This is a genomic window from Noviherbaspirillum malthae (assembly GCF_015352985.1).
In the GTDB taxonomy this organism is placed as follows: Bacteria; Pseudomonadota; Gammaproteobacteria; order Burkholderiales; family Burkholderiaceae_D; genus Noviherbaspirillum; species Noviherbaspirillum malthae.
Window position 1 is genome coordinate 1 of the sequence record NZ_JACYXF010000091.1, and the last position, 20,622, is coordinate 20,622.

Genomic DNA, 20,622 nt, shown 5'->3' on the forward strand with positions numbered 1-20,622 from the left:
TGCTCGAATCCTTGGTCCTGGGCCATCGACAGGGTCTGCTGCTTCATCTTCATTCGTACGGGGAGAGATCAATAGCACCTATAACGCTTGGCAACAAATCTCGTTTACTTTTGCAGCGTAGCCTTAAGTGCATCGTTGACCAGAAAGCGGATTGGCCGCAGCGGATGATCTGCTGGCACAAAGTCCTCCAGCCTGCTCATGGTGAACAAACTCTCTTGCATCTCATCGAGTCCACGCATCGCCTTCTCCCTTCGTCGTCAACACACTATCCTTAACGACTACCCCGCAAAGCTCGTTTACATGCGGATGAATTTCAACAGCCTGCTAGAGCGCTTTCGGCTTGACTGTACTAGATAAGGCCGATGTGATTTGTCTCTGGGCGAAGGCAGGGTTTCGCAAACCACCGGTTTGCGCTGCCGAAGCCGAACTGGCCTGCGTGCCAGCTCGTGGAGGAAGGCGTGGTGACGCGACATGGCGGACTCGGCGCCCCCGGCCATGACAAGGAAACACTACGCAGTACCGCAGGCGAACCAGCCCGGATCGTGAGTTACAGTCAAGCCGAAAGCGCTCTAAAGCTCTCGCTTCGCATGATGAAAAGCGGCATACCCGTCCAGCGTTACTGCACGGCGTCGCGCGCTGTCGTCTCCTTGATAACCGTCAGCGAGGGCGGACATGTGAAAGGTTCGGACTCGGACGACTGCATCGAAGACGACCTTATACAGAAGATACGCGCTGGCGAGTGCCGCGATGCAAACCGGCGTGTGCTCGCCTTCTATGGCGCGAGTAAAAATGACTGCGGTGGCCAACGGGAGGGCGAAGGCGAAGTTCTACGAAGTATCGCTGCGCGTAGCCTTTACCACACAAGCAATCCGCAAGCGATTGGACGTATAAGAATAGTATGCACTGCAGGCCCGCATCCGGGGCGGGCTGCAGCTTACAAACCGAGTCTGGAAGAGAGCCTAGAAGCCGCGTATCGTCGCATATGCTTCAACGTAGTTAGCCCTTGTCCGACTGGCGGGTACCCGGACCTGTATTCAGGGTCCGATGCATGTCTTTCGGTCCGGTGTACATCGTATTCGGCGGATGCTTTCCTTGATGTTCCTCGCTCTTGTCCGACGGGAGTGCTCCCTGTTTGTGCTCGTATGAGGGACCTCTTGCTTCCTTGACGTTACTACCCGAATCATTGCCCGACTTGCCGATGTCGTTCGGGCTACCCTTGCTGTCAGTTCCCGATTTCGCGCCCATTTTGATACCTCCTGAAGTCCTCAATCAAAAGATCTTAGATGCGGTTACCTTTCCATGGTTCACCCGATCGGTCAAACACTGAACCGATAGGTCTCGGACACTTCCATATTCTTCCATAGAGGCGAGCGCTCAAGTGAGATGAACGCTCGTGTCCGGTCCGTATGAATCACCGCATTGAGCCGGACTGTCAGGCTGGTATATAAATAATGAGCGACACTTTCGCTTTCCGGAAGATAAATGACGCCGATGACCTGTTTCAGTCGGTGGCTTTCAACACGATTGAAACCGTTTCGTTCGAGCATATAGGTAACCGGGAGTCGCCAGGGCCGCTGTCGTGAAACATGCGTTGACGCGTCTAATACTACCAATCATGGGTGGCCGAAATACGTGGCCACAGTTTATCAAGATAACTGGCGGATTGCGTGTAGGACGCGTTCATGTTGCTCGTGGCCTGAAAAAAACGGCTTGCTGACAGTATCAGCAAGCCGCTAACTGAATTCCTTAGAATGCCGGAACAATAGTCGGCGCGGCACTCTTTCCAAAAATTCTTGTGTGGAATTCTTACGGATATTTCATATAGTCCGTTTTGTGCCCCATGATAGCCCTTCCCCTACACCAAGGCGGAACGCGACAACTTGGTGCCGGGGAGCGCTGCCCTTTCAAGGGCATGGAGTTCCGCGAGATTCGCCTATTCTATCGCCGGCTATCAGTTGCGCTTAATTAATCCGTTTGCCAGGTTTCCGAACGACTTATACCAGTCCCAAGCTATGATATGCCAAATGAGGCTGATGGATTTTTTCGACTGGCAAGACGTGGGAGGATTCCATAGCGGGGCTATCGATGATGAACGCAACAGACGCTGTTCGTCGCCTTAAAGTTCAAGCACTCGACTAGTCGCGTCGTCTCGCGGGACGAAGGCACGTTCAGGTCAAGACCGTCATTTTGATCGCGCTGCTGGCCTTGAGCCGCAAATTCATCATCCTGGATATTCATTCCATCGACGTCGCGACCATCGCGGCGCTGGCGGGCGCCACTCTGGCGCTTGGAATTGTCTATTGGCTGGTCAAGGAAAGAGACGGCAGGCATTCGAAGCCGTCGGAATAAACGGCAGGAGCAGTTCATCCGAAGTTTCCCTGCACGCTCTTGCAGCTGGCGTGCTCACCTCGAATTCGACATGCCGTGACCGAGCCGTGCGCGCACCGCATTCAACTCCATTTCCAGTTCTTCGATGCGCTGCATCAGGGTCATCGCCAGGGTCACGCCATGCCTGTCCAGCTCGAAGTCGGTGCGCAATTTGCGCGCCATGCTCGCGACAACGATGTACCGGAGCGGAAACGACATCGGCTGCGCGTTGGCGTCGACCGGTACAATGACGCCATTTTCTATCAGGTCGTCCAGCTCTTCATTCGACAAGCCGGACACTTCGACCAAATTCTGGGCCGAGCAGATGCCCTGCTCATTGAGCCAGATCCACTCCGTGGCGTTGACTTTCATTTCGCCTCCTCCCTGAAGTGTTTGCGCGGGTTGAAGTCCGAAGCCGCGGCAAGCTGCTCATACAGTTCCTGTTCGCGTTTTCCGGCTTTCTTGGGCACCTCTATCCGTGCCACGGCGTACAGATCGCCGGCGCCGCCACCCGGCGTCGGCAGCCCGCGCCGGGCCAGGCGCAGCCGCTGGCCGGAAGACGTGCCGGGCTTGATGTTGAGTTCGACCGCGCCGCCCGGAGTCGGGATCTCGACCGCAGCGCCCAGCACCCCTTCCCACGGCGCGAGAGGAAGATCGAGGTACAAGTCGCGCCCGCTCACCCGGTACAGCGGGTGAGGCGCGATGTGCAGGACGATGTACAGGTCGCCAGGCTTGCCGCCATTGCGGCCCGGCCCGCCCTTGCCCGCCAGGCGCAGCCGCTGTCCCTCCGTCGCGCCTTCGGGAATGGTAACGCGGAAGGTATGCGGCACCCTGTGCGGCAGGCCATGCTCGTCGTATTCAGGCAGTTCTACCGTGACATCGGTTTCGCCGCCGCTGTAGATTTTTTCCAGCGGGACAGGGACGCTCACCTCATAGTCTTCGCCGGGTACCGGAAAACTTGCCCGCCCGCGGCCGCGCGCGTCATTGCGGCTACCCGCCCTGAACGCATTGAGAATGTCGGCCAGATCCACATCGTCAAAGGTCGACGCGCCGGCGCCGTAGTGCTGCTGCCATTCGGGCGGCACGTTGAATTCCTCTCCGGCCGGATGCCGGCCGAGGTTGTCATATTCCTGCCGCTTTTCAGGATCCTTCAGCGTGGCGTAGGCTTCGGCGATTTCCTTGAATTTCTCTTCGGCTTTGGGTTCCTTGGAAACATCCGGATGATATCGGTGCGCAAGCTTGCGATACGCCTTCTTGATATCGGCTTCCGATGCAGTCCGATCGACGCCCAAAGCCTGGTAATAGTCCTTGTATTTCATTGGATACCTGCATCGCAGCCCAAGAAGGCACATTAAATGTTAGGCAGAACTTGCGCGTACGAGTTCTCTGAAAACTGCAAGGCTTTCGGAAGAAGGCGGCAGTGCGGTACGCCACGCCGGACAGGCATGATTTTCGCGACCGATTCAGCCGGCATTCACATGAAAGGAAGCAGCACCATGGCACTGATAAGCATACCCAAGTCCGAGTGCCATTTTCGCGAAGCGGCGAGCTTCGAGGTCGACAAGGAATACTTGCGGCGTTACGAAAAATTCCAGGTCACACCGCTGCCCGCGCGCTAATCATGCCGGGCACGACTATCCTGCGCCCGGACCAGAAGGCCATCACTTCGGCAATTCTCCTGCCACGACTTGATCCGCGTAACACCAGACCCAGGTTTCCCCCGCCTCGATGGACCGCACCAGCGGATGGCCCGAGGTGATGAAATGCTTGCTGGCATGCTTGTTAGGCGATGAATCGCAGCATCCTACATGTCCGCATGAAAGGCACAGCCGCAAATGCACCCAGCTGCTGCCTGTCCTGACACAGTCTTCGCAGACATGCTTGTCGGTATCGGTGATCATGATCTGGTCAAGATGAGCGCATTCCTGTGCCATTGCAAGCTCCGGAAAAATGGCGGCCGACGGCCGTTCAGCACTTCGACAAATATCGATGCACCAGCCCTACTGCCATGGCTCCCTCGCCTACGGCGGATGCGCATCGTTTCACCGACCCATGTCGCACGTCTCCGGCGGCAAACACTCCCGGGACATTGGTTTCCAAGTGATACGGGTCGCGGTTCAGCTGCCAATTGGCCGGCCGCTCGCGGCCATGCAGCAGATCCGGCCCAGTGAGGAGATAGCCTGCGCTGTCGCGTTCGATGCCGACCTCGGTGGCCCACTCCGTCTGCGGCACGCCGCCTATGCACACGAACAGCCAACGGGTTGGAACCTTGTATTCGCGGTTGTCCTTGCGATCGGCAAGCGTGATTTCCTCCAGCACCTCCCCACCGTGCAAGGCAACGACCTCGGTACGTGGCAGGACGAAGATATTCTTGGTGGAACAAATGCGGTCGATCAGGTATTGCGACAGCGTGCTCTTGAGCGAATCTCCTCGGATCACGATGCAGATACGCCGGGCGAATTGCGCGAAGTGCATCGCGGCCTGGCCTGCCGAATTGCCGCCGCCCACGATATAGATGTCCTCGTTCCTGGTCAGCGTCGCTTCGCTGGCACCGGCGCCGTAGTACACCCCGGCCCCGAGAAACCTGCCTTCATCGGGCACGTCGAGCCGACGGTATTCGATGCCGGTGGCGCAAATCGAGGCATGAGCCACGATCCGGGTGCCGTCCTCCAGATAGCCGATTCCTTTCCCGGGCTGGAATTCGGCGCGCACGCCTTTGCGCGCCAGCAGGATTTCGACTCCAAACTTGACTGCTTGATCGCGCGCGCGCGCGAACAGGTCCGCACCGCTGATCCCCTCGGGAAATCCCAGATAGTTCTCGATCCTGGAGCTGCTGCCTGCCTGGCCTCCGAGCGCCCAGCGCTCCACGAGCACAGTCTTGAGGCCATCCGCGGCGCTGTATACCGCCGCGCTGAGCCCGGCCGGACCGGCGCCATAAATGGCCACATCGTACTCGGAGTGCGACGGGCTGGCGAACCATCCAAGTTTCTCGATGATCTGCCGGATGGTCGGACATTCCAGACGACTACCGTCCGGGAATATACAAACCGGCAACCGCGAATCCTTCAGGCTTTGAACCTTCGCCACAGTGCGCGCCGCCTCATCGCTATCGAGCTCGATCCACTCGAACGGTATACTGCAGCGATACAGAAAATCGCGGATGGCATATCCTTCGGCCTCGCCGCGCCGACCGCAGACTTTCACGAGCGGCGGTCGATCTGCTATGGGTTGTTCCTGCATGCATTCCTCCGTGTGTATACCGTTGGCCTCATCATCCGTACATCCCTGCCTTACCGGAGCCTGGGGCCACAGCAAGGCACAAGAAAAATGCAAAATTCGAACCGGGCAAGAAGGCTGACCGATCGCAGCCCTTCATGAAAAAGGTCGCCCGTTCGTTCATATAAAGCAGCTCTCTAAAAAATGGGCCGTGCAGCTCGAACCGTGAGCGGGCAAGGTTCGTGCTCTGGAAGAGGTTATTGATTACCTCCTCCGTTCCTTCCAAGGGAATGGTTCGCCCGCAGCGCTGCCACTCTGCGGGCTTTTTTCCGGTTTCGAAATTGGACAGCACTACAGCGCATGGTGCCGCTCCTGGTTATGGTATGCCGACATTGCTGAACCACAGGGAAAACATCAACTTGCTCAAGCGGATCCCGCTCAAGCCGATATCAATACCGGGTGCCGCGTCATACACATCGTTCAAGAATGTCCAGACCCTGCGCCGCCGTGGCCTGATCGATGTTCAGCGCCGGCAGCAATAGCAGGCTCTCCCCTTCGTTCGACACCAGCAGTCCTTCCTGCCGACATTTCGCCTGAATCTTCGCAGCATGGCTTTCATCGCCGAAGTCCACGCCGATCGCAAGTCCGGCAATGCGACAACTCGCCGGCTTTGTAAAGCGCATCTTCATCAATCGTTCCCGGCAATACTCGCTTGTCCCGGCGACATCTTCAAGCAAGCGTTGTCTATTCCTTGTGATATAGCCTAGTGCCGCGGTCGCAACGGTGACGCTGCGCGGGTGCCAGCCATAAGTGGAATAGAAATTCCCTTTATCTTCCATCGATTTTGCCACTGGCGCCGTCGCGATCATCGCGCCCATCCCCCCAAGCCCGCCGGTTATCGCTTTGGCCACGCACATGATGTCCGGCTCAATACCAAATTGTTCTGACGCGAACAGCGTTCCTGTCCTGCCGAAACCGGTTGCCACTTCGTCCATGATCAGCAGCGTGCCATATTTCCTGCACAGATCCGCGAGGCCGGTCATGAATTCAGCTTCGGGAATGAGCACGCCGAGATTGATGCTGATCGGCTCCATGATGAAAGCGGCGACATCCCTTTCTTTCAGCAGGGCCTCGACTTGCGCCAGCGACTTCGCATTCAGAGGCGGTTTGACCTTGTAGCAAAGAGGGAGCAGATTCTTGCAGTCTTCTCGGTATTCCGAAGATCCGACACTAAGCCCTCCTATGGTATTGCCATGATAGCTGCCTTCCACCGAAACGAACTTTGCCCGGCCGGTGTGCAGCATGGCCGCCTGCAAGGCAAGGTCAACGGCTTCCGAGCCGCCGGTGGCCCGGAAACATTTCTTCAAGGAGCCGGGTGAAATCGACACCAGCAGTGATGCGAGTTCAATCCATGGCGCATAGGAGTAGCCGGGATACACATAATCAGGGCCTTCAAACTGCGCCGCCGCTTCCAGCAATACCGCGTTGCCCCAGCCGAAATTTCCAACGCACCAGCCCATCATGAAGTCGACATACTGTCTTCCTTCGGCGTCGAAAAGAAAGCTGCCGTCGGTCCTAACGACCTGCAGATCCTCGGGACTTTCTCTGGCGAGAAACTGGCGCTCATCAGATTTGCTTGTCATTCGTTTGCTCCGGTTAAGCCGCACCATGGATGCGGGGAAGATCGGTCCGATGCCTGATCCCTACGCCATTATCTGTATCTAACAAAAAGCAGCGGATCGGTCTGATAACAAAATCTTTTGATATCAATAGAGAAGCCGTTCACAACATACTGCGGTGCGCGCTGCGATGCAAACCGGCACTTAGCCGGTAAGCCTCGATCGCCGCAGCCATGGACCCGAGGTCCGAGCTTCCCTGATGCAGATCGCCGTTGATAAAAAATGTCGGCGTCCCCGCGACTCCGCTTTGCACGCCACCGTCAAAGTCTGCCTTGATCTTAGGTAAATAAGTGTTTTCGGCAAGCGCCTGCCGCAGTTCCGCGGCTGATAGACCAAGCTCCTTAACGAGGCTTTCATACAAGGGCAGAACCAGCGCCGCCTGATTTTCGTAGAGTGCGTCATGCGCTTCCCAATACCGTCCGTGTACGCCGGCGAATTCTGCGGTTTCGGCAGCAGGTACTGCTTCCGGGTGAAGTTGGGTCAAGGGAAAATTCCGGAAAACAAAGCGGAGATCCTTGCCGTAATGCTGCTGCAGCAGTTTGACCGCCACGTGGGCTGTCCCACAATATGGACACTGGTAATCGCCATACTCCACCAGGGTAACCGCGGCCGTCGGATCTCCTTGCACATGATCATTGGAAGTAATCGGAGCTTTTAGATCGGACATTATGGCACCTCATTAAACATGCTCGGAACTCACAAGCGTGCGGGATATCCCGCCTGCGTCGGCTCGACAACGATCAGCAAAAGCCGGGCCAGGCGATCTTTTCCCATGGACGCCCCTGCCACTGTCATGTAGATTCCCGCATCCTAAGTAATGAAAGTCCGGGCGCCGACTGCTAGACGATTACATCACCGTCTTGCAACTCTGGCTGCGGTGCAAGAAGAAATCCGTGGGCGGCTCGCGCAGCAGCGTGGTCAGCTGTTCCGCAGGTAAAGGTCGACAGAACAAATATCCCTGCGCCATGTCGCAACCGCTGTCATACAGCAGGGACAACTGCTCTGCAGTCTCCACTCCTTCAGCGAGAACGCCGAGCGCGAGGCGATGCCCCAGGGTGATGATGCCGTCGGCAACGGCGGAGCTTCTGGGATCCGTCGGGATTTCGCGCACGAATGACTGGTCGATCTTCAACGTATCGATGGGAAACCGTTTCAGGTAGCTCAGGCTTGAGTAGCCCGTGCCGAAATCGTCCAGCGAAAGACGAATGCCCATGCCTTTAAGGGCGGACATAATTTTTATTGCCGTCTCGACGTCATCCACCAGCATGGATTCGGTCAGCTCCAGTTCCAGCACATCTGGATCAATTTTGCAATCGTGCAGGATGCGCGCCAGCTGCCCGGGGAGATTTTTTTGCCTGAACTGCCGTGCCGACAGATTGACGGCCATTCGCTCGACCGAAAGCCCCTCCCGCGACCATACGCCAAACTGGGTGCAGGCCTCATGCAGCACCCATTCGCTGATCGGCAGAATCAAGCCGGTTTCTTCGGCGATCGGGATGTACCTTGCCAGCGACTTCACCCCTTTTTCTGGATGCCTCCATCGAAGCAATGCCTCCACGCCGCAGATCCTTCCCGTGGACACGCATAATTGCGGTTGATAGTAGATGAGCAGTTCCTCACGCTTTAACGCCCTGCGCAACGCTGTTTCCATCGGCAGGCGGCCGGGGCTCCTGCTCTCCGAACTTGAAGAATAGACGTGTATCGCATTGCCGCCATGACGCTTCGACCTGCCCAGCGCGGTGATAGCATTCTTGACCAGTTCATCGGCGGTATCGCCGTCCCGCGGATAGGCGGCCATGCCGATACTGCAGCTGATGAAGATCTCCTGCTGTTCGACAGAAACAGGCGCGGCCATCGATTCGAGTATGCATTGCGCCAACTTCACCGGCACGGCCGTGTCGGTCGTGTCGTCTGAATTGGGCGCAATCACCATCGCAAATTCATCAGCGCTCAGGCGCGCCAACATGTGCTCGCCGCGTGCGCAATCCACGATTCTCTGCGTCGCGCTGCGCAACACCTCGTCGGCGTAGGCATGGCTGAGCGCTTCCTTGACCAGCTTTAGCCTATCCAGAGCGATCACCATGACGGTTACGGGCGACCGGGACGCTTCCGCGCGCACCAGCAACTGTTGCAGATGCTCGCTTAGCAAAGTGCGGTTAGGCAGTCCCGTTAATGCATCATAGTGGGTCATGTGATAGATGCGCCTTTCCGCCGCTTTGCGCTCAGTGATATCCAGCGCATAGAAAAAGCAATATTCTTCGCCGCCGTATTCAATGTGGCTGGCTGACACATCGACCGCAATTTCATGCCTGTCCATATGCCTGTACACCGACTCGAACCGCAGCATGTCGCGCTGTTTCAGTTCCTTCCAGCGCTCGGCCCACACGGCTGCGGGCGACTGGAGGTCGATGTCGGAGACGCTCAGTTTAATCAAATCACTGCGGCCGTAGCCGAGCAGGCGCGAGCAGGAATTGTTGGCATACAGGATGCGCCCATCGGGCGCCAGCTGAAGTATCGCGATGGACGCATTGTCCACGGCGAACTGGGTGACGCATAACGCATGTTCGGCCATCTTGCGTTGCGTGATATCGCGCGCCGATGGAATCAGATAGGCGACCTCGCCGTGGCGGCCGAATATCGGGTAAAGCGTGAAATCCAGGGTCCGTACCTGACCCTGCGCATTGCGGAAAGGAACTTCGAAGCGCGAAGTCACCCCGATGGCGGCAGACTGGATCGCATCACGCAGTCTATTCCTGGATATCTCCGAAAAGCTCCACCAGGGCGTGGCGTCGAATGGCTTGCCCAGCACGTCTTTCAGTTTTGCTCCAACAGCTTCGAGCGCTGCCCGATTGGCGTAGGTCAGAATGCCGTCAACGCTCAACAGACCGACGAACACGGAGGGGCTGAGGCTGTCCAGGACCTCCCGCAGCTGTTGCTCGCTGCCGAAGCCGGATGCCGGCATTCGCTGCCGGCCTGAATCTTCCATGCCGTTCATTTTCCTACGCAGGCTGCGTGCTGGCCTGGGACTGCGCCCATGCAACGATGCGCCCGGCATTCATCGCGCCGGCCTGACGCGCGACTTCACGTCCATTCTTGAACAGCGCGAGGGTGGGAATGCTGCGGATGCTGTAACGCGCGGCCAGGTCCTGCGCCTTTTCTGTATCCAGCTTGAGAAGGCGGAACCGGGGCTCGAGGCGCTGCGCGGCCTCTTCATAGGCGGGCGCCATCGTAAGGCAAGGGCCGCACCAGGGCGCCCAGAAATCCACGAGTACCAGGATGTCGTTGCGCGTGACATGTTTCGTGAAGCCGTCGCCGTCGACCTCGACGGGTTTTTCGGTAAAGATAGCGCGCGAACATTTGCCGCAGCTTGGCTGTTCGTTCAGGCGCTCGGCCTGGAGACGGTTCACGGTAGCGCAATGCGGACAGACAATATGTAGAAAGTCGCTCATTGGAATCCTCTAAAAATCGCTGACATCTTCTTCATCGATGCACCGACGGGTTCGCCGAGGTGATCGAAGCAACGCGAGCCCCAGGCCTGACGGTCTGTCAGCTTGGATGCAACTTATTGGTTTCATCGGCCGAACCCGCGCTTTACGTTGGATTGACATCCTTTCCGCACCGCCCTGAAGGATGTCGATGCGGCGGCCGCATTCGGCCACCGCGACGTGTTCCACGGTTTCTTCAGGAATCCCCGTCGTGTTCGATACGTAAACGCCATAGCCGGAGGCCGGAGCTTATGCTCGCCACTTCCAGCTTCGCGAAAATCCGCATGCCGGGCGATCACGGCGGCGGCAGCATCAAGGGATCGCGCAATTTGATGATGTGCCGAAAATCGTCGTTATCGATCACCTCCACGCTGCTGAGGTCAACTGCATTCTGATCCACGAACACGTCGCGCGGCTTGTGGATCATGTGATCCAGTCCTTCAAGTGCAACTTCGACAATGTCGTCTTTCGGATCATAGGTAATGCCCAGCAAAGGCAGCCATTCGGCCTCGATCTGGCTGCCGATGGCGAGTGCATCGACTTCGATTTCAACGCGCTTGCCATCGAGGACTCTCGACATGTGGTCGAAATAGGCATGCCATTTCTGCTTTTCAAGTTTGGATAAGGCCATGAAGTCTCTCCATTTTCTGAATGATGGGGCGGACATTGATTGGCCAAGCATTGCCGACGGGGACGCCGTCCGCACGGAACCTGGCCGTCCAGGTCCTTTACCCGGTAGTCAAGGATGGACCGCCGACAGACGCCGGTCCGGTATGGTCCTCCTGTCTTTTTCCACCGTCGTCCCTCTGGTCCTGGCGCGCAGGCGCAATGCGAATCCCAGCAGCAGGATGCCGCTGAGGCTCGCATAAAAACTGATGAGCCAGACAAGCGCCAGTGCCCCCGCATCGGGGAACAGGAAAACCAGCACGCCGAATACAAGGGAGGCAACACCATTCAGGATCAGCAGTCCCTCGTTCCGGATGGTCTTGCGCAAGCGTATTGCAGTGGCGATATCAAGCACACCGGTAATCAATGCATTGGCTCCGACCACAAGGACCAGGACCAGCGCGGTCAGACCCGGATGTATGGCCGCGACGGCACCCGCGCCGAGACTGACCAGGCCGACCATGAGCGGCAGCCACCAGTCCTCGTTGCCCTTTCTGCTTTTTATGGAGCCGACCACCAGTACCACTCCGGTGAGCAGCGCATAGGCAGCAAACAAGGCTGCAAATGCCAGTAGTGTCAGGTCGGGCCAAGCCAGCGCCAGCACGCCGAACAGAATGGCGATCACGCCGCGCAATGCAAGCATGCGCCACGATCGCGAAAGCATTTGCTTCATCCTGATAACCTCCTTCATATCAATATTCATCCGGCCTGGCTTCGCTTTGGCTTCCGCCGCAAGGCGGTCCTAGTCACCCTGCCGTTCGCAATTGATATGCCAACACGGGAAGGCCTTGCGCTCGGGAATCCGGCGTTCGTCCATCTCCTGCTACGTTGCGCAAGGGTGCCGGCGGGATCCGGGCAGGCCGCGTCAGCAATGCGGACAGCCTGGTGAGCGGAGAACGCTTCGTTCCTTTCCCTCCACGCATGCTTTGCGAACAAAGGCTAAATTTATCGGGTCGCCGAATCTAGAGCGGATTTCATCCGAGTATAGGGTGCGTTTTCGGAGTTCGTGTTCCAGGTCCGCGTTCACTGGAAGGGGGGCGACCCGCGGCCCGGAGAAGTGCATGGGATATCCCGCCTTGATCAAGGCACGGCATTTGCTATTAGCGCTGTGTCAGCCGCGCTTCGCTCGCTCATGACCACGCGTTTTGACTTAGTGTGTACGCTTCCTTAACCAGTGATGAGGCATGAGACGATCGGTCACGGGTGTGCGGAATGTTCGACCATAAGATTCCGATACGGCAGTGATAAAAAGCCCGGATACGAATCTGATATATCAGGACACCGGCAAACCTGCTCGGGCATAGCCTGCGCTGTGTAACGCGTACATTATTTATGTACTATGTTCAAACGGCGCTCTTGCGCCTCTCTTCAGGCCGCATAAAGCCTAGGACAGCTCCAGTCGGTGATACTTGGGTCATGCGTGTGAATTACAAAACTTAAATTTCAGACGCGGCGGCGATCAAAAGTGCGGGTGCGAATCCGCTCTTATCAGGACACAGGTAAACCTGCTCAGGCATGGCCTGCACCGTGTAGCGCGTACATTGTGTAGGTACTTCGTTCAAACGGCGCTCTTGCGCCTCTCTTCGGACCGCATAAAGCCTGGGTCAGATCGTATCGGTGACACTTGGATCATGTGTGTTAACTACAAATACAAGATGCATAGCGCGGATTCTTCATTAACGAAGGGGCGCGATTGGAAAGATCCGCTCATCGCTTATTGCGGCACCGCTCTCCGGCAGTGCGATTTGTTGTCAATAGCGTCTTCATGCTGTCCCAGTGCCTATTTTTGAGGCATGCGAATTGCTGGCGTTTGCATGATGCCGTCACTCCTCAAATGGCGGCGTGGAGGCCCTTTCGGCAACAGCAGGTCAAGCGATGGGAATACTTATCCGAATTTGTCGCCTGCATGCCTGCCCGCATTTTTGCGCGAGGGCGTCGTCGCTGTCCGAAAGGACAATCAGACAATCCATCGTGAAGGAAACCGCCATGAACCGTCCTCTCCTCATTACCGCAACCACTATCCTGTATCTTCTCTCCGGTGTCGCAGCAGCTCAGCAGGAACGGCCCGGCAGCTCCGGCGCATCCGGTACCGCGAATCCGCCGGTTGCAGGCAGGGCGCCGCTCGGGGTCACCGTGGTGGAAATGGAGGCAGTGGTTCAAGGATGGAGCGCGAAAAAGGATTTGCTGGATAAGACCGTGACGAACGATCAAAAGGACAAAATCGGGAAGATCGAAGACCTGATCGTCAGCCGGTCCGCTGATACAAAGCTCCCTGTCGCCTCATTCGCCATTATCGGCGTCGGTGGATTTCTCGGGATCGGAAGGAACGACGTGGCCATACCGATGGAGCAGATCAGGCTGGAAGGCAAGCAGCTGGTTCTGCCTGGAGCGACGAAGGCTGCGCTGAAGGCTCTGCCACCCTTTGAGTACGTTCGCAAGTGAAATGATCCGCGCAAATGGTGCGCAGTGAATAAGCAAATAGCTTGTCGATATTAGAAATTGCACATATTGCGGTGATTGCAGTGCGCAGCAGCTTCTCAAACAGACCCCGGCGAGACTCTAGAGGCTTTCGGTCTGACCGGTCTGACTGTACCGTCGATCCCGGGCGCTTTGGCTGCGGCACAGTCAGACCGAAAGCACTCTAGCCGGGCGGCCTCGGGCGACCGGCCGCACGTGCCGGCGGCTCCGGCGGCAGTTCGGGTACCGTTACTTTCGTCGACTGGCGCGCGCCTTTCCGCGATATGTCGGCCGTGGCAGTGGTCCCCGGCTTCGTTCCCGCCACCAGGCGGGCCAGATCTGCAGAGTTCTGGACCGGCTTCTCATTGAAGGCAAGAATCACATCGCCTGGCTGTTTCCCCGCCTGGTCTGCCGGCCCGCCTTTTTCCACCATGGCCACCAGGGCGCCGTTTGGCTCTGTCAGACCGAATGATGCCGCCATATCGGCGCTCAAATCCTGGGCCTGCACGCCGATACGGCCACGTGTTACCTTGCCGCTGGCCTGCAACTGCTTGCTGATGTCCATGGCCAGATCGATGGGAATGGTGAACGACAGGCCCATGTAGCCGCCGGTCTGGCTGTAGATCATCGAATTGATGCCTACTACCTCCCCGCGCATGTTGAACAGCGGACCGCCGGAATTGCCGGGGTTCAGCGCTACGTCGGACTGGATGAACGGGACATAGGTATCCTCCGGTAGCGAGCGCCCTTTCGCGCTCACGATTCCTGCAGTAACGGTATTTTCCAATCCGAACGGCGCTCCTATCGCCGCCACCCACTCGCCGACTTCCAGCCTACCCGGGTCGCCGATCTTCACGAACGGCAGACCACTTGCATCGATCTTGAGCAGGGCGACATCGGTACGCGCATCGATGCCGACGATCTTCGCCTTGAATTGCCGTTTCGAGGTGAGCCCGACGGTCGCTTCATCGGCATCGGCGACCACGTGCGCATTGGTCAGAATATATCCGTCCTGGGTGATGATGAAGCCGGAGCCAAGCCCCTGCGCCTGGAACTCCTGAGTAGGCGGTTGCGGCAGGAAGCGCCGGAAAAATTCGTACATGGGATCGTCCGGCGCCATACCCGGCGCGGCTTCGGCGCTTTGCCGCACCGTGCGAACGGTAGTGACATTGACTACCACAGGTCCCTCTTTCTTTACCAGCGTAACGAAGCTGGGCAACTCCACCGTCGGCGCCGAAGCCACGGACGCTGTAGATGCGGGCTGCGCCTGCGGGGCCGAGGCGTCCTTTTTTTCGCCGCAACCGGCGATCAGTGCAAAAGCGATTGACGCCAGCACGAATTCTGTAGCATGACGGTCGGACATCATGGCCTCCTGGTTGCATGTTGGTCAGTCGGACAGACCCGGCCGGATTCGCTCTAAACAGGTCTGGCTGCCATGTCGCAATGACCCCGCAGTCGCATCTTTCGCATGCCGTGCATGGGTATGCACGGTGAAGCGCAATTCATATGCCAAGCTTGTGTGCCGATTGCAGCCGACCGTCGGCCGTGCATCGATCATTCGACCCCGTGCAAGCAGGTACGCATCCTGCAATGCGACTCCATGGGTCATTTCATGGGACGGGTTCGGCCCGCCTCCCCACTTGCGGATGGCACGGTCGTCATCCCCAAAGACGTGATACGGGAACGCATTCCCGTTTTCATTTTTCAAAACGGCGATTGCCGATGCATGCTGGAGATGATTTGATGCAGAACCAAAACGAAATGAGTAACCGGGAAACCTCCGCGGAGTTATTCTCGCAGCCTGACGCGTCACCCCAGGAGGGCAAACATGCCCACACTGGCGAACCGCCGTTAGCGGAGCAGCTTGCGCGGGCGGAATCCAGCCTCGCAGAAATGCAGGATTCCTTTTTGCGCGCCAAGGCCGAGGTTGAAAACATCCGCCGGCGGGCACAGGAAGACCTTGCCAATGCAAATAAATACGCGAACGACGACTTCGCACGCGCGCTGTTGCCGGTAAAGGACAGCCTGGAAATGGCGCTCACGGTCGAAACGCCATCGGTGGAATCGCTCAGGGAAGGCGTTGACATGACGCTCAAGCAATTATCGTCGGCGTTCGAGAAGAACCGCGTGACGGAAGTGAATCCGAAGCCGGGCGACCGGTTCGATCCCGACAGGGAGCAGGCAATCTCGACAGTGCCGTCAACCCAGCCGCCCAATACCGTCGTCAACGTGCTGCAGAAGGGCTATCTGATCGCGGACAGATTGCTGCGTCCCGCCCTGGTCACCGTTGCGCAACCAAGCACGCAAGGCAACGCGAGCCAAGTAAATCCACCCTGAATCGCTGCATCGGAGTTTCTTCCACCCGAATATCCAGGCCACTCAAGCACTTGAAGGAGAAAAGCAATGAGCAAGACAATCGGTATCGATCTGGGCACGACCAATTCATGCGTTGCCGTCGTGGAATCGGGGCAGCCCAAGGTGATCGAGAACTCGGAAGGATTGCGCACCACGCCGTCAGTGGTGGCATACCAGGAAGATGGCGAGGTCCTGGTCGGCGCGCCGGCCAAGCGGCAGGCGGTAACGAACTCGCAAAATACCATCTACGCGGTCAAGCGCCTGATCGGCCGCAAGTTCGATGAAGCGGAGGTGCAAAAGGATATTCACTTGATGCCGTACAAAATCATCAAGGCCGATAACGGCGACGCCTGGATCGAAGTACGCGGCAAAAAATTCGCGCCACCGCAGATTTCAGCCGAAGTGTTGCGCAAGATGAAGAAGACGGCCGAGGACTATCTCGGCGCGGAAGTCACCGAAGCGGTGATCACCGTGCCGGCTTACTTCAACGACGCGCAGCGCCAGGCCACCAAGGACGCCGGCCGCATCGCCGGTCTGGACGTCAAGCGCATCATCAACGAGCCGACCGCGGCTGCGCTGGCATTCGGCCTGGACAAGGCGCACAAAGGCGATCGCAAGATCGCGGTATATGACCTGGGCGGCGGCACATTTGATATTTCGATCATCGAGATCGCCGATGTCGAGGGCGAAAAACAATTCGAAGTGCTATCCACCAATGGCGATACCTTCCTCGGTGGCGAGGACTTTGACCAGCGCCTGATCGACTATGTCATCGGCGAATTCAAGAAAATCAACGGCCTGGACCTGTCCAAGGACCCGATCGCGCTGCAGCGCATCAAGAGCGCTGCCGAACGCGCCAAGATCGAATTGTCCTCGACCCAGCAGACCGAGATCAACGAGCCGTATATCGCCATGGCGAATGGCGCGCCGGTCCACATGAACATGAAGATCACGCGCGCCAAGCTCGAATCCCTGGTCGAGGAACTGATCACGCGCACCATCGAGCCGTGCCGCATCGCGATCAAGGACGCGGGCGTGAAGGCGTCGGACATTGACGATGTCATCCTTGTCGGCGGCATGACCCGCATGCCCAAGGTGCAGGAAAAGGTCAAGGAGTTCTTTGGCAAGGATCCGCGCAAGGACGTCAACCCGGACGAGGCCGTCGCCGTCGGCGCGGCGATCCAGGGAGCGGTGCTGACCGGCGAGCAAAAGGATGTCCTGCTGCTGGACGTGACGCCTTTGTCGCTGGGAATCGAAACGCTGGGTGGCCTGATGACCAAGATGATCGAGAAGAACACGACGATTCCGACCAAGTTCAGCCAGGTGTTCTCGACTGCCGAGGATAACCAGCCTGCGGTGACGATCAAGGTTTATCAGGGCGAGCGTGAAATGGCGGCCGGCAACAAGGCGCTGGGCGAATTCAACCTCGAAGGCATTCCGCCGTCGCCGCGCGGCATGCCGCAAATCGAAGTCACGTTCGACATCGACGCCAACGGCATCCTGCATGTCAGCGCGAAAGACAAGGCGAGCGGCAAGGAAAACAAAATCACCATCAAGGCCAATTCCGGATTGACCGAAGAAGAAGTCCAGAAGATGGTGCGCGATGCCGAAGCCAACGCGGAAGAGGACAAGCGCCTCAAGGAAGTGGCAACCGCACGCAACGAAGGCGATGCGCTGGTGCATTCGACCAGAAAGGCGATGGAAGAATATGGCAGCAGACTCAATCCTGCGGACAAGGACAAGATCGATGCCGCCATGCGGGACCTGGAAGAGGCGTTGAAGGGCAACGACAAATCACTGATCGACTCAAGGATTGCGGCACTGACGACCGCGGCGCAAAAACTGGGTGAAGCGATGCAGGCAGAAGCCAGCCCAGAGCAGCATGCCCGGTCGGCGGCGCAAGGTGCGACCGATAACGGCCAACCGAAAGAAGATGACGTGGTCGACGCCGAGTTCAAGGAGGTGAAGAAATAAGCTTCACGAAAAAGCCGCACTGCGCCGATATGGGTACAGTGCGGCGCAGTGCCCGTCGGCCCGGAACGTTCGCCGTTCGGGCCGCGATTTTCATGTCAATCGGCATGCCCTCGCATGGACACAAGGTTTTCAATTTCGAGCTTGGCGTGCTCTACGCTATCTATCAGCGCCGCATCGCGATAGAAAAATCCCGGCATGATATTTTTCCGCACGCTGACGACCTTGCCATCTTTCGAGATTTCATATCCTCCGAAGTACATGTCTTCGCCCTGAGGAACGGCTATCGGCCGGATGCCATATCCCTTGTATTCGACTTGCTGGTGGTCCATGATGATCCTCCATGTCCCTGCGGCCACTCGCACACCCGGCTACTGGACGGTAAGCCTCTTGGCCTGCGCCGCCTGTTTTTTCGGAAGAGTCAGCCGTAATACCCCATTCTCCAGTCTCGCCTGCGCGCTGGTGTCCTCAACTTCCGCGGGCAGCATGAAACTGACGGCATATCTTCTGTAATAGCGTTCCATTCTGGATTGCTGACCTTGCCGTCCTGATTGCCCCGATTGCGCAGACTGTCCCGATTGGGTGGATTGCCCCGATTGCGCGGATTGCCCCGACTGTGCAGGCTGTCCCGATTGCGCAGACTGTCGCTGTGGCGACACCGCGCCCATTTTTTCTTCCGCTTCAATCGTCACGCGCCGGTTCTCGATCGAAATTCTGACGTCGTCTTTTTCGATTCCGGGTATATCAGTTTCGACTTCATATGCCTGGTCCGTTTCTGTCAGGCTCACGCGCGGAGTGATCACGTCCTGATCGGCTCTTGATACAGAAGAATAAGGCATGAGCGTAGAAGAAAACAGGTCTTCAAACATATCCTCGACCATCCGTCCCACCTGTTCGTCGAGCGATCTGGGCCGGTATGCCGAGCCATGCGAACCATCACGTCTGACTAAATTCATGACTGCCTCCAAAAAATGGAGCGAAGTTCCGATTAAACAGTGCAGATCCGTAGATCTACGAACCTTGTTTGCAAAATTCGGACCGGCACATGGCTACCGTATGAGCACAGATCCCTCACGCTGACGCATAACACCTGCGGCATGCGAATTGCTACGTACAGCGAATACAGCGAACCCGAATCTTCAAACAGAGCGGAGAAAGAGATGGCGACCGCCAACATGCTGACCCCAAACAAAGACGCCAAGGCAAGTGACGGTAAAGGCTTCCAGCGCATGTTCGAGCCGAGCGGGCTGACGCTGGGCGTTTTTTTTCCGATCGAGGCTTTCGAGCGCGACCAGCCGTCAATGCAACACCAGGAATACCTTGCCCGCCGTGCCGAGGAACTGGGTTTCGCCGCGCTGTGGTTTCGCGATGTGCCGCTACGTGACCCGAGCTTCGGCGATGTCGGACAGGTGTTCGATCCCTGGGTCTATCTCGGCTGGATTGCGGCGCAGACACGCGAGATTGCACTGGCCACCGGTTCCATCGTTCTGCCGCTTCGCCATCCGTTGCACACCGCAAAAGCCGCCGCATCGGTCGACCAGCTATCGGGCGGCCGCCTGGTTCTGGGCCTCGCGTCCGGCGACCGTCCGGTGGAGTTCCCCGCATTCGGCATAGACTTCGAACAGCGCTCCGCGCTGTTTCGCGAAAACCTTGGAGTGATCCGCGCCGTGCTGTACAACGAGTTTCCGACCGTGCGTTCATCCTATGGTGAACTGTACGGCAGCGCCGATCTGGTGCCGAAACCGACGGGCCGACTGCCAATGCTTGTCACCGGTCATAGCGGACAGCGCCTGGAGTGGATTGCGCAGCATGCCGATGGCTGGATCACTTATCCGCGCGGCATTGAACGGCAGGCAGAAGTTGTCGCGCACTGGCGGGCCGCGGTGGAGACCGCCGCGCCCGGCTCGTTCAAACCTTTCGCGCAATCCTTCTATGTCGATCTCAGCGACAATCCCGACCAGCCGCCGACATCGATTCACCTGGGCTTCCGGGGTGGCCGCAATTTCGTCCTGCGTTTCCTCGATGCGCTGCAGGCGATCGGGGTGAACCACGTCATCCTCAATCTGAAATATGGGGCACGCGATGCCGGCTCAGTCCTGGAGGAAATCGGCAAGGAGGTACTGCCGCAATTGGCAGCAGGCATGTCGACGGCCGCACATTCCCCCCATTAATCTTCCGGTCCGCATTCTGAGGAGGTAAACATCATGTCCACGTCGTCACAAGCCGCCCCACCAGAGAGAGCTTCACAATCCGCTTCGGAGCCGCTGTTCCAGCCCATCATGTTGGGGCCCTACTCCTTAGAACGTGATCGATATTTTTCTGTCCAAACCAGGTTTGTAATGACATTGATCCGGAATGAGCAGGAAGTATTATCCAAGCGATATCAGTCGTGAACAGTTTGACCAAGTTCGTCCCCTGTTGGAGGG

Annotated in this window: 20 protein-coding genes and 2 pseudogenes; 6 read left to right on the top strand and 16 right to left on the bottom strand. The window is 57.7% G+C overall.

Going from position 1 to position 20,622, the window contains the following annotated elements; all coding sequences use genetic code 11:
* Nucleotides 1-122: 122 nt before the first annotated feature.
* The 3 genes and pseudogenes from IGW03_RS34310 to IGW03_RS34320 all read right to left on the bottom strand — a co-directional run.
* Nucleotides 123-239: pseudogene (locus IGW03_RS34310) on the bottom strand (IS5/IS1182 family transposase); the annotation flags it as partial.
* A 757-nt stretch (nt 240-996) separates the two neighbouring features.
* The gene (locus IGW03_RS34315; protein ID WP_194726894.1) at nt 997-1,245 is read right to left on the bottom strand and encodes a hypothetical protein; all 249 of its coding nucleotides are present in this window, start codon (nt 1,243-1,245) and stop codon (nt 997-999) included.
* Between the two features lie 71 nt (nt 1,246-1,316).
* Complete coding sequence (locus IGW03_RS34320) at nt 1,317-1,547, bottom strand: hypothetical protein (protein WP_194726895.1); 231 nt, start codon at nt 1,545-1,547, stop codon at nt 1,317-1,319.
* 554 nt (nt 1,548-2,101) lie between these two features.
* Here IGW03_RS34320 and IGW03_RS34325 point away from each other — a divergent pair.
* Nucleotides 2,102-2,349: pseudogene (locus IGW03_RS34325) on the top strand (phosphate-starvation-inducible PsiE family protein); the annotation flags it as partial.
* Nucleotides 2,350-2,403: 54 nt separating this feature from the next.
* Here the strand turns inward: IGW03_RS34325 and IGW03_RS34330 are convergent.
* On the bottom strand, nt 2,404-2,739 hold the full coding sequence (locus IGW03_RS34330) for a chaperone modulator CbpM (protein WP_194726896.1): 336 nt from the start codon (nt 2,737-2,739) through the stop codon (nt 2,404-2,406).
* The gene (locus IGW03_RS34335) at nt 2,736-3,686 is read right to left on the bottom strand and encodes a DnaJ C-terminal domain-containing protein (RefSeq protein WP_194726897.1); all 951 of its coding nucleotides are present in this window, start codon (nt 3,684-3,686) and stop codon (nt 2,736-2,738) included. The genes IGW03_RS34330 and IGW03_RS34335 overlap by 4 nt, the downstream gene beginning before the upstream one ends.
* Nucleotides 3,687-3,863: 177 nt before the next feature.
* Here IGW03_RS34335 and IGW03_RS38775 point away from each other — a divergent pair, with 177 nt between their 5' ends.
* Complete coding sequence (locus tag IGW03_RS38775) at nt 3,864-3,986, top strand: hypothetical protein (RefSeq protein ID WP_267253652.1); 123 nt, start codon at nt 3,864-3,866, stop codon at nt 3,984-3,986.
* Nucleotides 3,987-4,028: 42 nt separating this feature from the next.
* Here IGW03_RS38775 and IGW03_RS34340 read toward each other — a convergent pair whose 3' ends face one another.
* The 8 genes from IGW03_RS34340 to IGW03_RS34375 all read right to left on the bottom strand — a co-directional run bounded on the left by IGW03_RS34340 (nt 4,029) and on the right by IGW03_RS34375 (nt 12,077).
* On the bottom strand, nt 4,029-4,301 hold the full coding sequence (locus IGW03_RS34340; protein WP_194726898.1) for a UBP-type zinc finger domain-containing protein: 273 nt from the start codon (nt 4,299-4,301) through the stop codon (nt 4,029-4,031).
* A 34-nt stretch (nt 4,302-4,335) separates the two neighbouring features.
* Nucleotides 4,336-5,607: an FAD-dependent oxidoreductase gene (locus IGW03_RS34345; RefSeq protein WP_194726899.1), complete on the bottom strand. Its 1,272-nt coding sequence runs from the start codon at nt 5,605-5,607 to the stop codon at nt 4,336-4,338.
* A 443-nt stretch (nt 5,608-6,050) separates the two neighbouring features.
* Nucleotides 6,051-7,226, bottom strand: a complete 1,176-nt coding sequence (locus IGW03_RS34350; RefSeq protein WP_194726900.1) for a class-III pyridoxal-phosphate-dependent aminotransferase — start codon at nt 7,224-7,226, stop codon at nt 6,051-6,053.
* A 139-nt stretch (nt 7,227-7,365) separates the two neighbouring features.
* Nucleotides 7,366-7,929, bottom strand: coding sequence for a DsbA family protein (locus IGW03_RS34355; RefSeq protein ID WP_194726901.1), 564 nt, complete (start codon nt 7,927-7,929; stop codon nt 7,366-7,368).
* A gap of 180 nt (nt 7,930-8,109) precedes the next feature.
* The gene (locus IGW03_RS34360) at nt 8,110-10,257 is read right to left on the bottom strand and encodes a putative bifunctional diguanylate cyclase/phosphodiesterase (RefSeq protein ID WP_194726902.1); all 2,148 of its coding nucleotides are present in this window, start codon (nt 10,255-10,257) and stop codon (nt 8,110-8,112) included.
* Nucleotides 10,258-10,261: 4 nt separating this feature from the next.
* Complete coding sequence (gene trxC / locus IGW03_RS34365) at nt 10,262-10,711, bottom strand: thioredoxin TrxC (protein ID WP_194726903.1); 450 nt, start codon at nt 10,709-10,711, stop codon at nt 10,262-10,264.
* A gap of 331 nt (nt 10,712-11,042) precedes the next feature.
* Entirely contained in the window at nt 11,043-11,378 is a 336-nt protein-coding gene (locus IGW03_RS34370; protein WP_194726904.1) for a DUF5335 domain-containing protein, read from the bottom strand.
* 108 nt (nt 11,379-11,486) lie between these two features.
* A complete protein-coding gene (locus IGW03_RS34375) occupies nt 11,487-12,077 on the bottom strand; it encodes an HdeD family acid-resistance protein (protein WP_228536272.1) in 591 nt (196 codons plus the stop codon).
* A 1,322-nt stretch (nt 12,078-13,399) separates the two neighbouring features.
* On the opposite strand from IGW03_RS34375, the gene IGW03_RS34380 reads away from it, so the two are divergent.
* Nucleotides 13,400-13,855 carry a PRC-barrel domain-containing protein gene (locus IGW03_RS34380; RefSeq protein ID WP_194726906.1) on the top strand — a complete coding sequence of 152 codons (456 nt, stop codon included), beginning with the start codon at nt 13,400-13,402 and terminating at the stop codon, nt 13,853-13,855.
* A 199-nt stretch (nt 13,856-14,054) separates the two neighbouring features.
* Here IGW03_RS34380 and IGW03_RS34385 read toward each other — a convergent pair whose 3' ends face one another.
* Entirely contained in the window at nt 14,055-15,236 is a 1,182-nt protein-coding gene (locus IGW03_RS34385; RefSeq protein ID WP_323745062.1) for a S1C family serine protease, read from the bottom strand.
* Between the two features lie 377 nt (nt 15,237-15,613).
* Here IGW03_RS34385 and grpE point away from each other — a divergent pair, with 377 nt between their 5' ends.
* Together grpE and dnaK are read left to right on the top strand one after the other, a co-directional pair.
* Complete coding sequence (gene grpE / locus IGW03_RS34390) at nt 15,614-16,207, top strand: nucleotide exchange factor GrpE (RefSeq protein ID WP_228536273.1); 594 nt, start codon at nt 15,614-15,616, stop codon at nt 16,205-16,207.
* A gap of 66 nt (nt 16,208-16,273) precedes the next feature.
* Nucleotides 16,274-18,199, top strand: a complete 1,926-nt coding sequence (gene dnaK, locus IGW03_RS34395; protein ID WP_194726907.1) for a molecular chaperone DnaK — start codon at nt 16,274-16,276, stop codon at nt 18,197-18,199.
* Nucleotides 18,200-18,294: 95 nt separating this feature from the next.
* Here dnaK and IGW03_RS34400 read toward each other — a convergent pair whose 3' ends face one another.
* Nucleotides 18,295-18,528, bottom strand: a complete 234-nt coding sequence (locus tag IGW03_RS34400) for a DUF6566 family protein (protein WP_194726908.1) — start codon at nt 18,526-18,528, stop codon at nt 18,295-18,297.
* 39 nt (nt 18,529-18,567) lie between these two features.
* Complete coding sequence (locus IGW03_RS34405) at nt 18,568-19,152, bottom strand: Hsp20/alpha crystallin family protein (protein ID WP_194726909.1); 585 nt, start codon at nt 19,150-19,152, stop codon at nt 18,568-18,570.
* Between the two features lie 204 nt (nt 19,153-19,356).
* Between IGW03_RS34405 and IGW03_RS34410 the strand changes: the two genes are divergently transcribed.
* A complete protein-coding gene (locus IGW03_RS34410) occupies nt 19,357-20,367 on the top strand; it encodes an LLM class oxidoreductase (RefSeq protein WP_228536274.1) in 1,011 nt (336 codons plus the stop codon).
* Nucleotides 20,368-20,622: the final 255 nt, after the last annotated feature.

Excerpts from the sequence above, each read along its gene's own strand:
- IGW03_RS34340 (WP_194726898.1), bottom strand. The coding sequence starts at position 4,301 with ATGGCACAGGAATGCGCTCATCTTGACCAGATCATGATCACCGATACC.
- IGW03_RS34315 (WP_194726894.1), bottom strand. The coding sequence starts at position 1,245 with ATGGGCGCGAAATCGGGAACTGACAGCAAGGGTAGCCCGAACGACATC.
- IGW03_RS34385 (WP_323745062.1), bottom strand. The coding sequence starts at position 15,236 with ATGATGTCCGACCGTCATGCTACAGAATTCGTGCTGGCGTCAATCGCT.
- IGW03_RS34400 (WP_194726908.1), bottom strand. The coding sequence starts at position 18,528 with ATGGACCACCAGCAAGTCGAATACAAGGGATATGGCATCCGGCCGATA.
- IGW03_RS34355 (WP_194726901.1), bottom strand. The coding sequence starts at position 7,929 with ATGTCCGATCTAAAAGCTCCGATTACTTCCAATGATCATGTGCAAGGA.
- IGW03_RS34370 (WP_194726904.1), bottom strand. The coding sequence starts at position 11,378 with ATGGCCTTATCCAAACTTGAAAAGCAGAAATGGCATGCCTATTTCGAC.
- IGW03_RS34410 (WP_228536274.1), top strand. The coding sequence starts at position 19,357 with ATGGCGACCGCCAACATGCTGACCCCAAACAAAGACGCCAAGGCAAGT.
- IGW03_RS34405 (WP_194726909.1), bottom strand. The coding sequence starts at position 19,152 with ATGAATTTAGTCAGACGTGATGGTTCGCATGGCTCGGCATACCGGCCC.
- IGW03_RS34335 (WP_194726897.1), bottom strand. The coding sequence starts at position 3,686 with ATGAAATACAAGGACTATTACCAGGCTTTGGGCGTCGATCGGACTGCA.
- IGW03_RS34380 (WP_194726906.1), top strand. The coding sequence starts at position 13,400 with ATGAACCGTCCTCTCCTCATTACCGCAACCACTATCCTGTATCTTCTC.
- IGW03_RS38775 (WP_267253652.1), top strand. The coding sequence starts at position 3,864 with ATGGCACTGATAAGCATACCCAAGTCCGAGTGCCATTTTCGCGAAGCG.
- IGW03_RS34330 (WP_194726896.1), bottom strand. The coding sequence starts at position 2,739 with ATGAAAGTCAACGCCACGGAGTGGATCTGGCTCAATGAGCAGGGCATC.
- IGW03_RS34375 (WP_228536272.1), bottom strand. The coding sequence starts at position 12,077 with ATGCTTTCGCGATCGTGGCGCATGCTTGCATTGCGCGGCGTGATCGCC.
- IGW03_RS34350 (WP_194726900.1), bottom strand. The coding sequence starts at position 7,226 with ATGACAAGCAAATCTGATGAGCGCCAGTTTCTCGCCAGAGAAAGTCCC.
- IGW03_RS34320 (WP_194726895.1), bottom strand. The coding sequence starts at position 1,547 with ATGCTCGAACGAAACGGTTTCAATCGTGTTGAAAGCCACCGACTGAAA.
- grpE (WP_228536273.1), top strand. The coding sequence starts at position 15,614 with ATGCAGAACCAAAACGAAATGAGTAACCGGGAAACCTCCGCGGAGTTA.
- trxC (WP_194726903.1), bottom strand. The coding sequence starts at position 10,711 with ATGAGCGACTTTCTACATATTGTCTGTCCGCATTGCGCTACCGTGAAC.
- dnaK (WP_194726907.1), top strand. The coding sequence starts at position 16,274 with ATGAGCAAGACAATCGGTATCGATCTGGGCACGACCAATTCATGCGTT.
- IGW03_RS34345 (WP_194726899.1), bottom strand. The coding sequence starts at position 5,607 with ATGCAGGAACAACCCATAGCAGATCGACCGCCGCTCGTGAAAGTCTGC.
- IGW03_RS34360 (WP_194726902.1), bottom strand. The coding sequence starts at position 10,257 with ATGAACGGCATGGAAGATTCAGGCCGGCAGCGAATGCCGGCATCCGGC.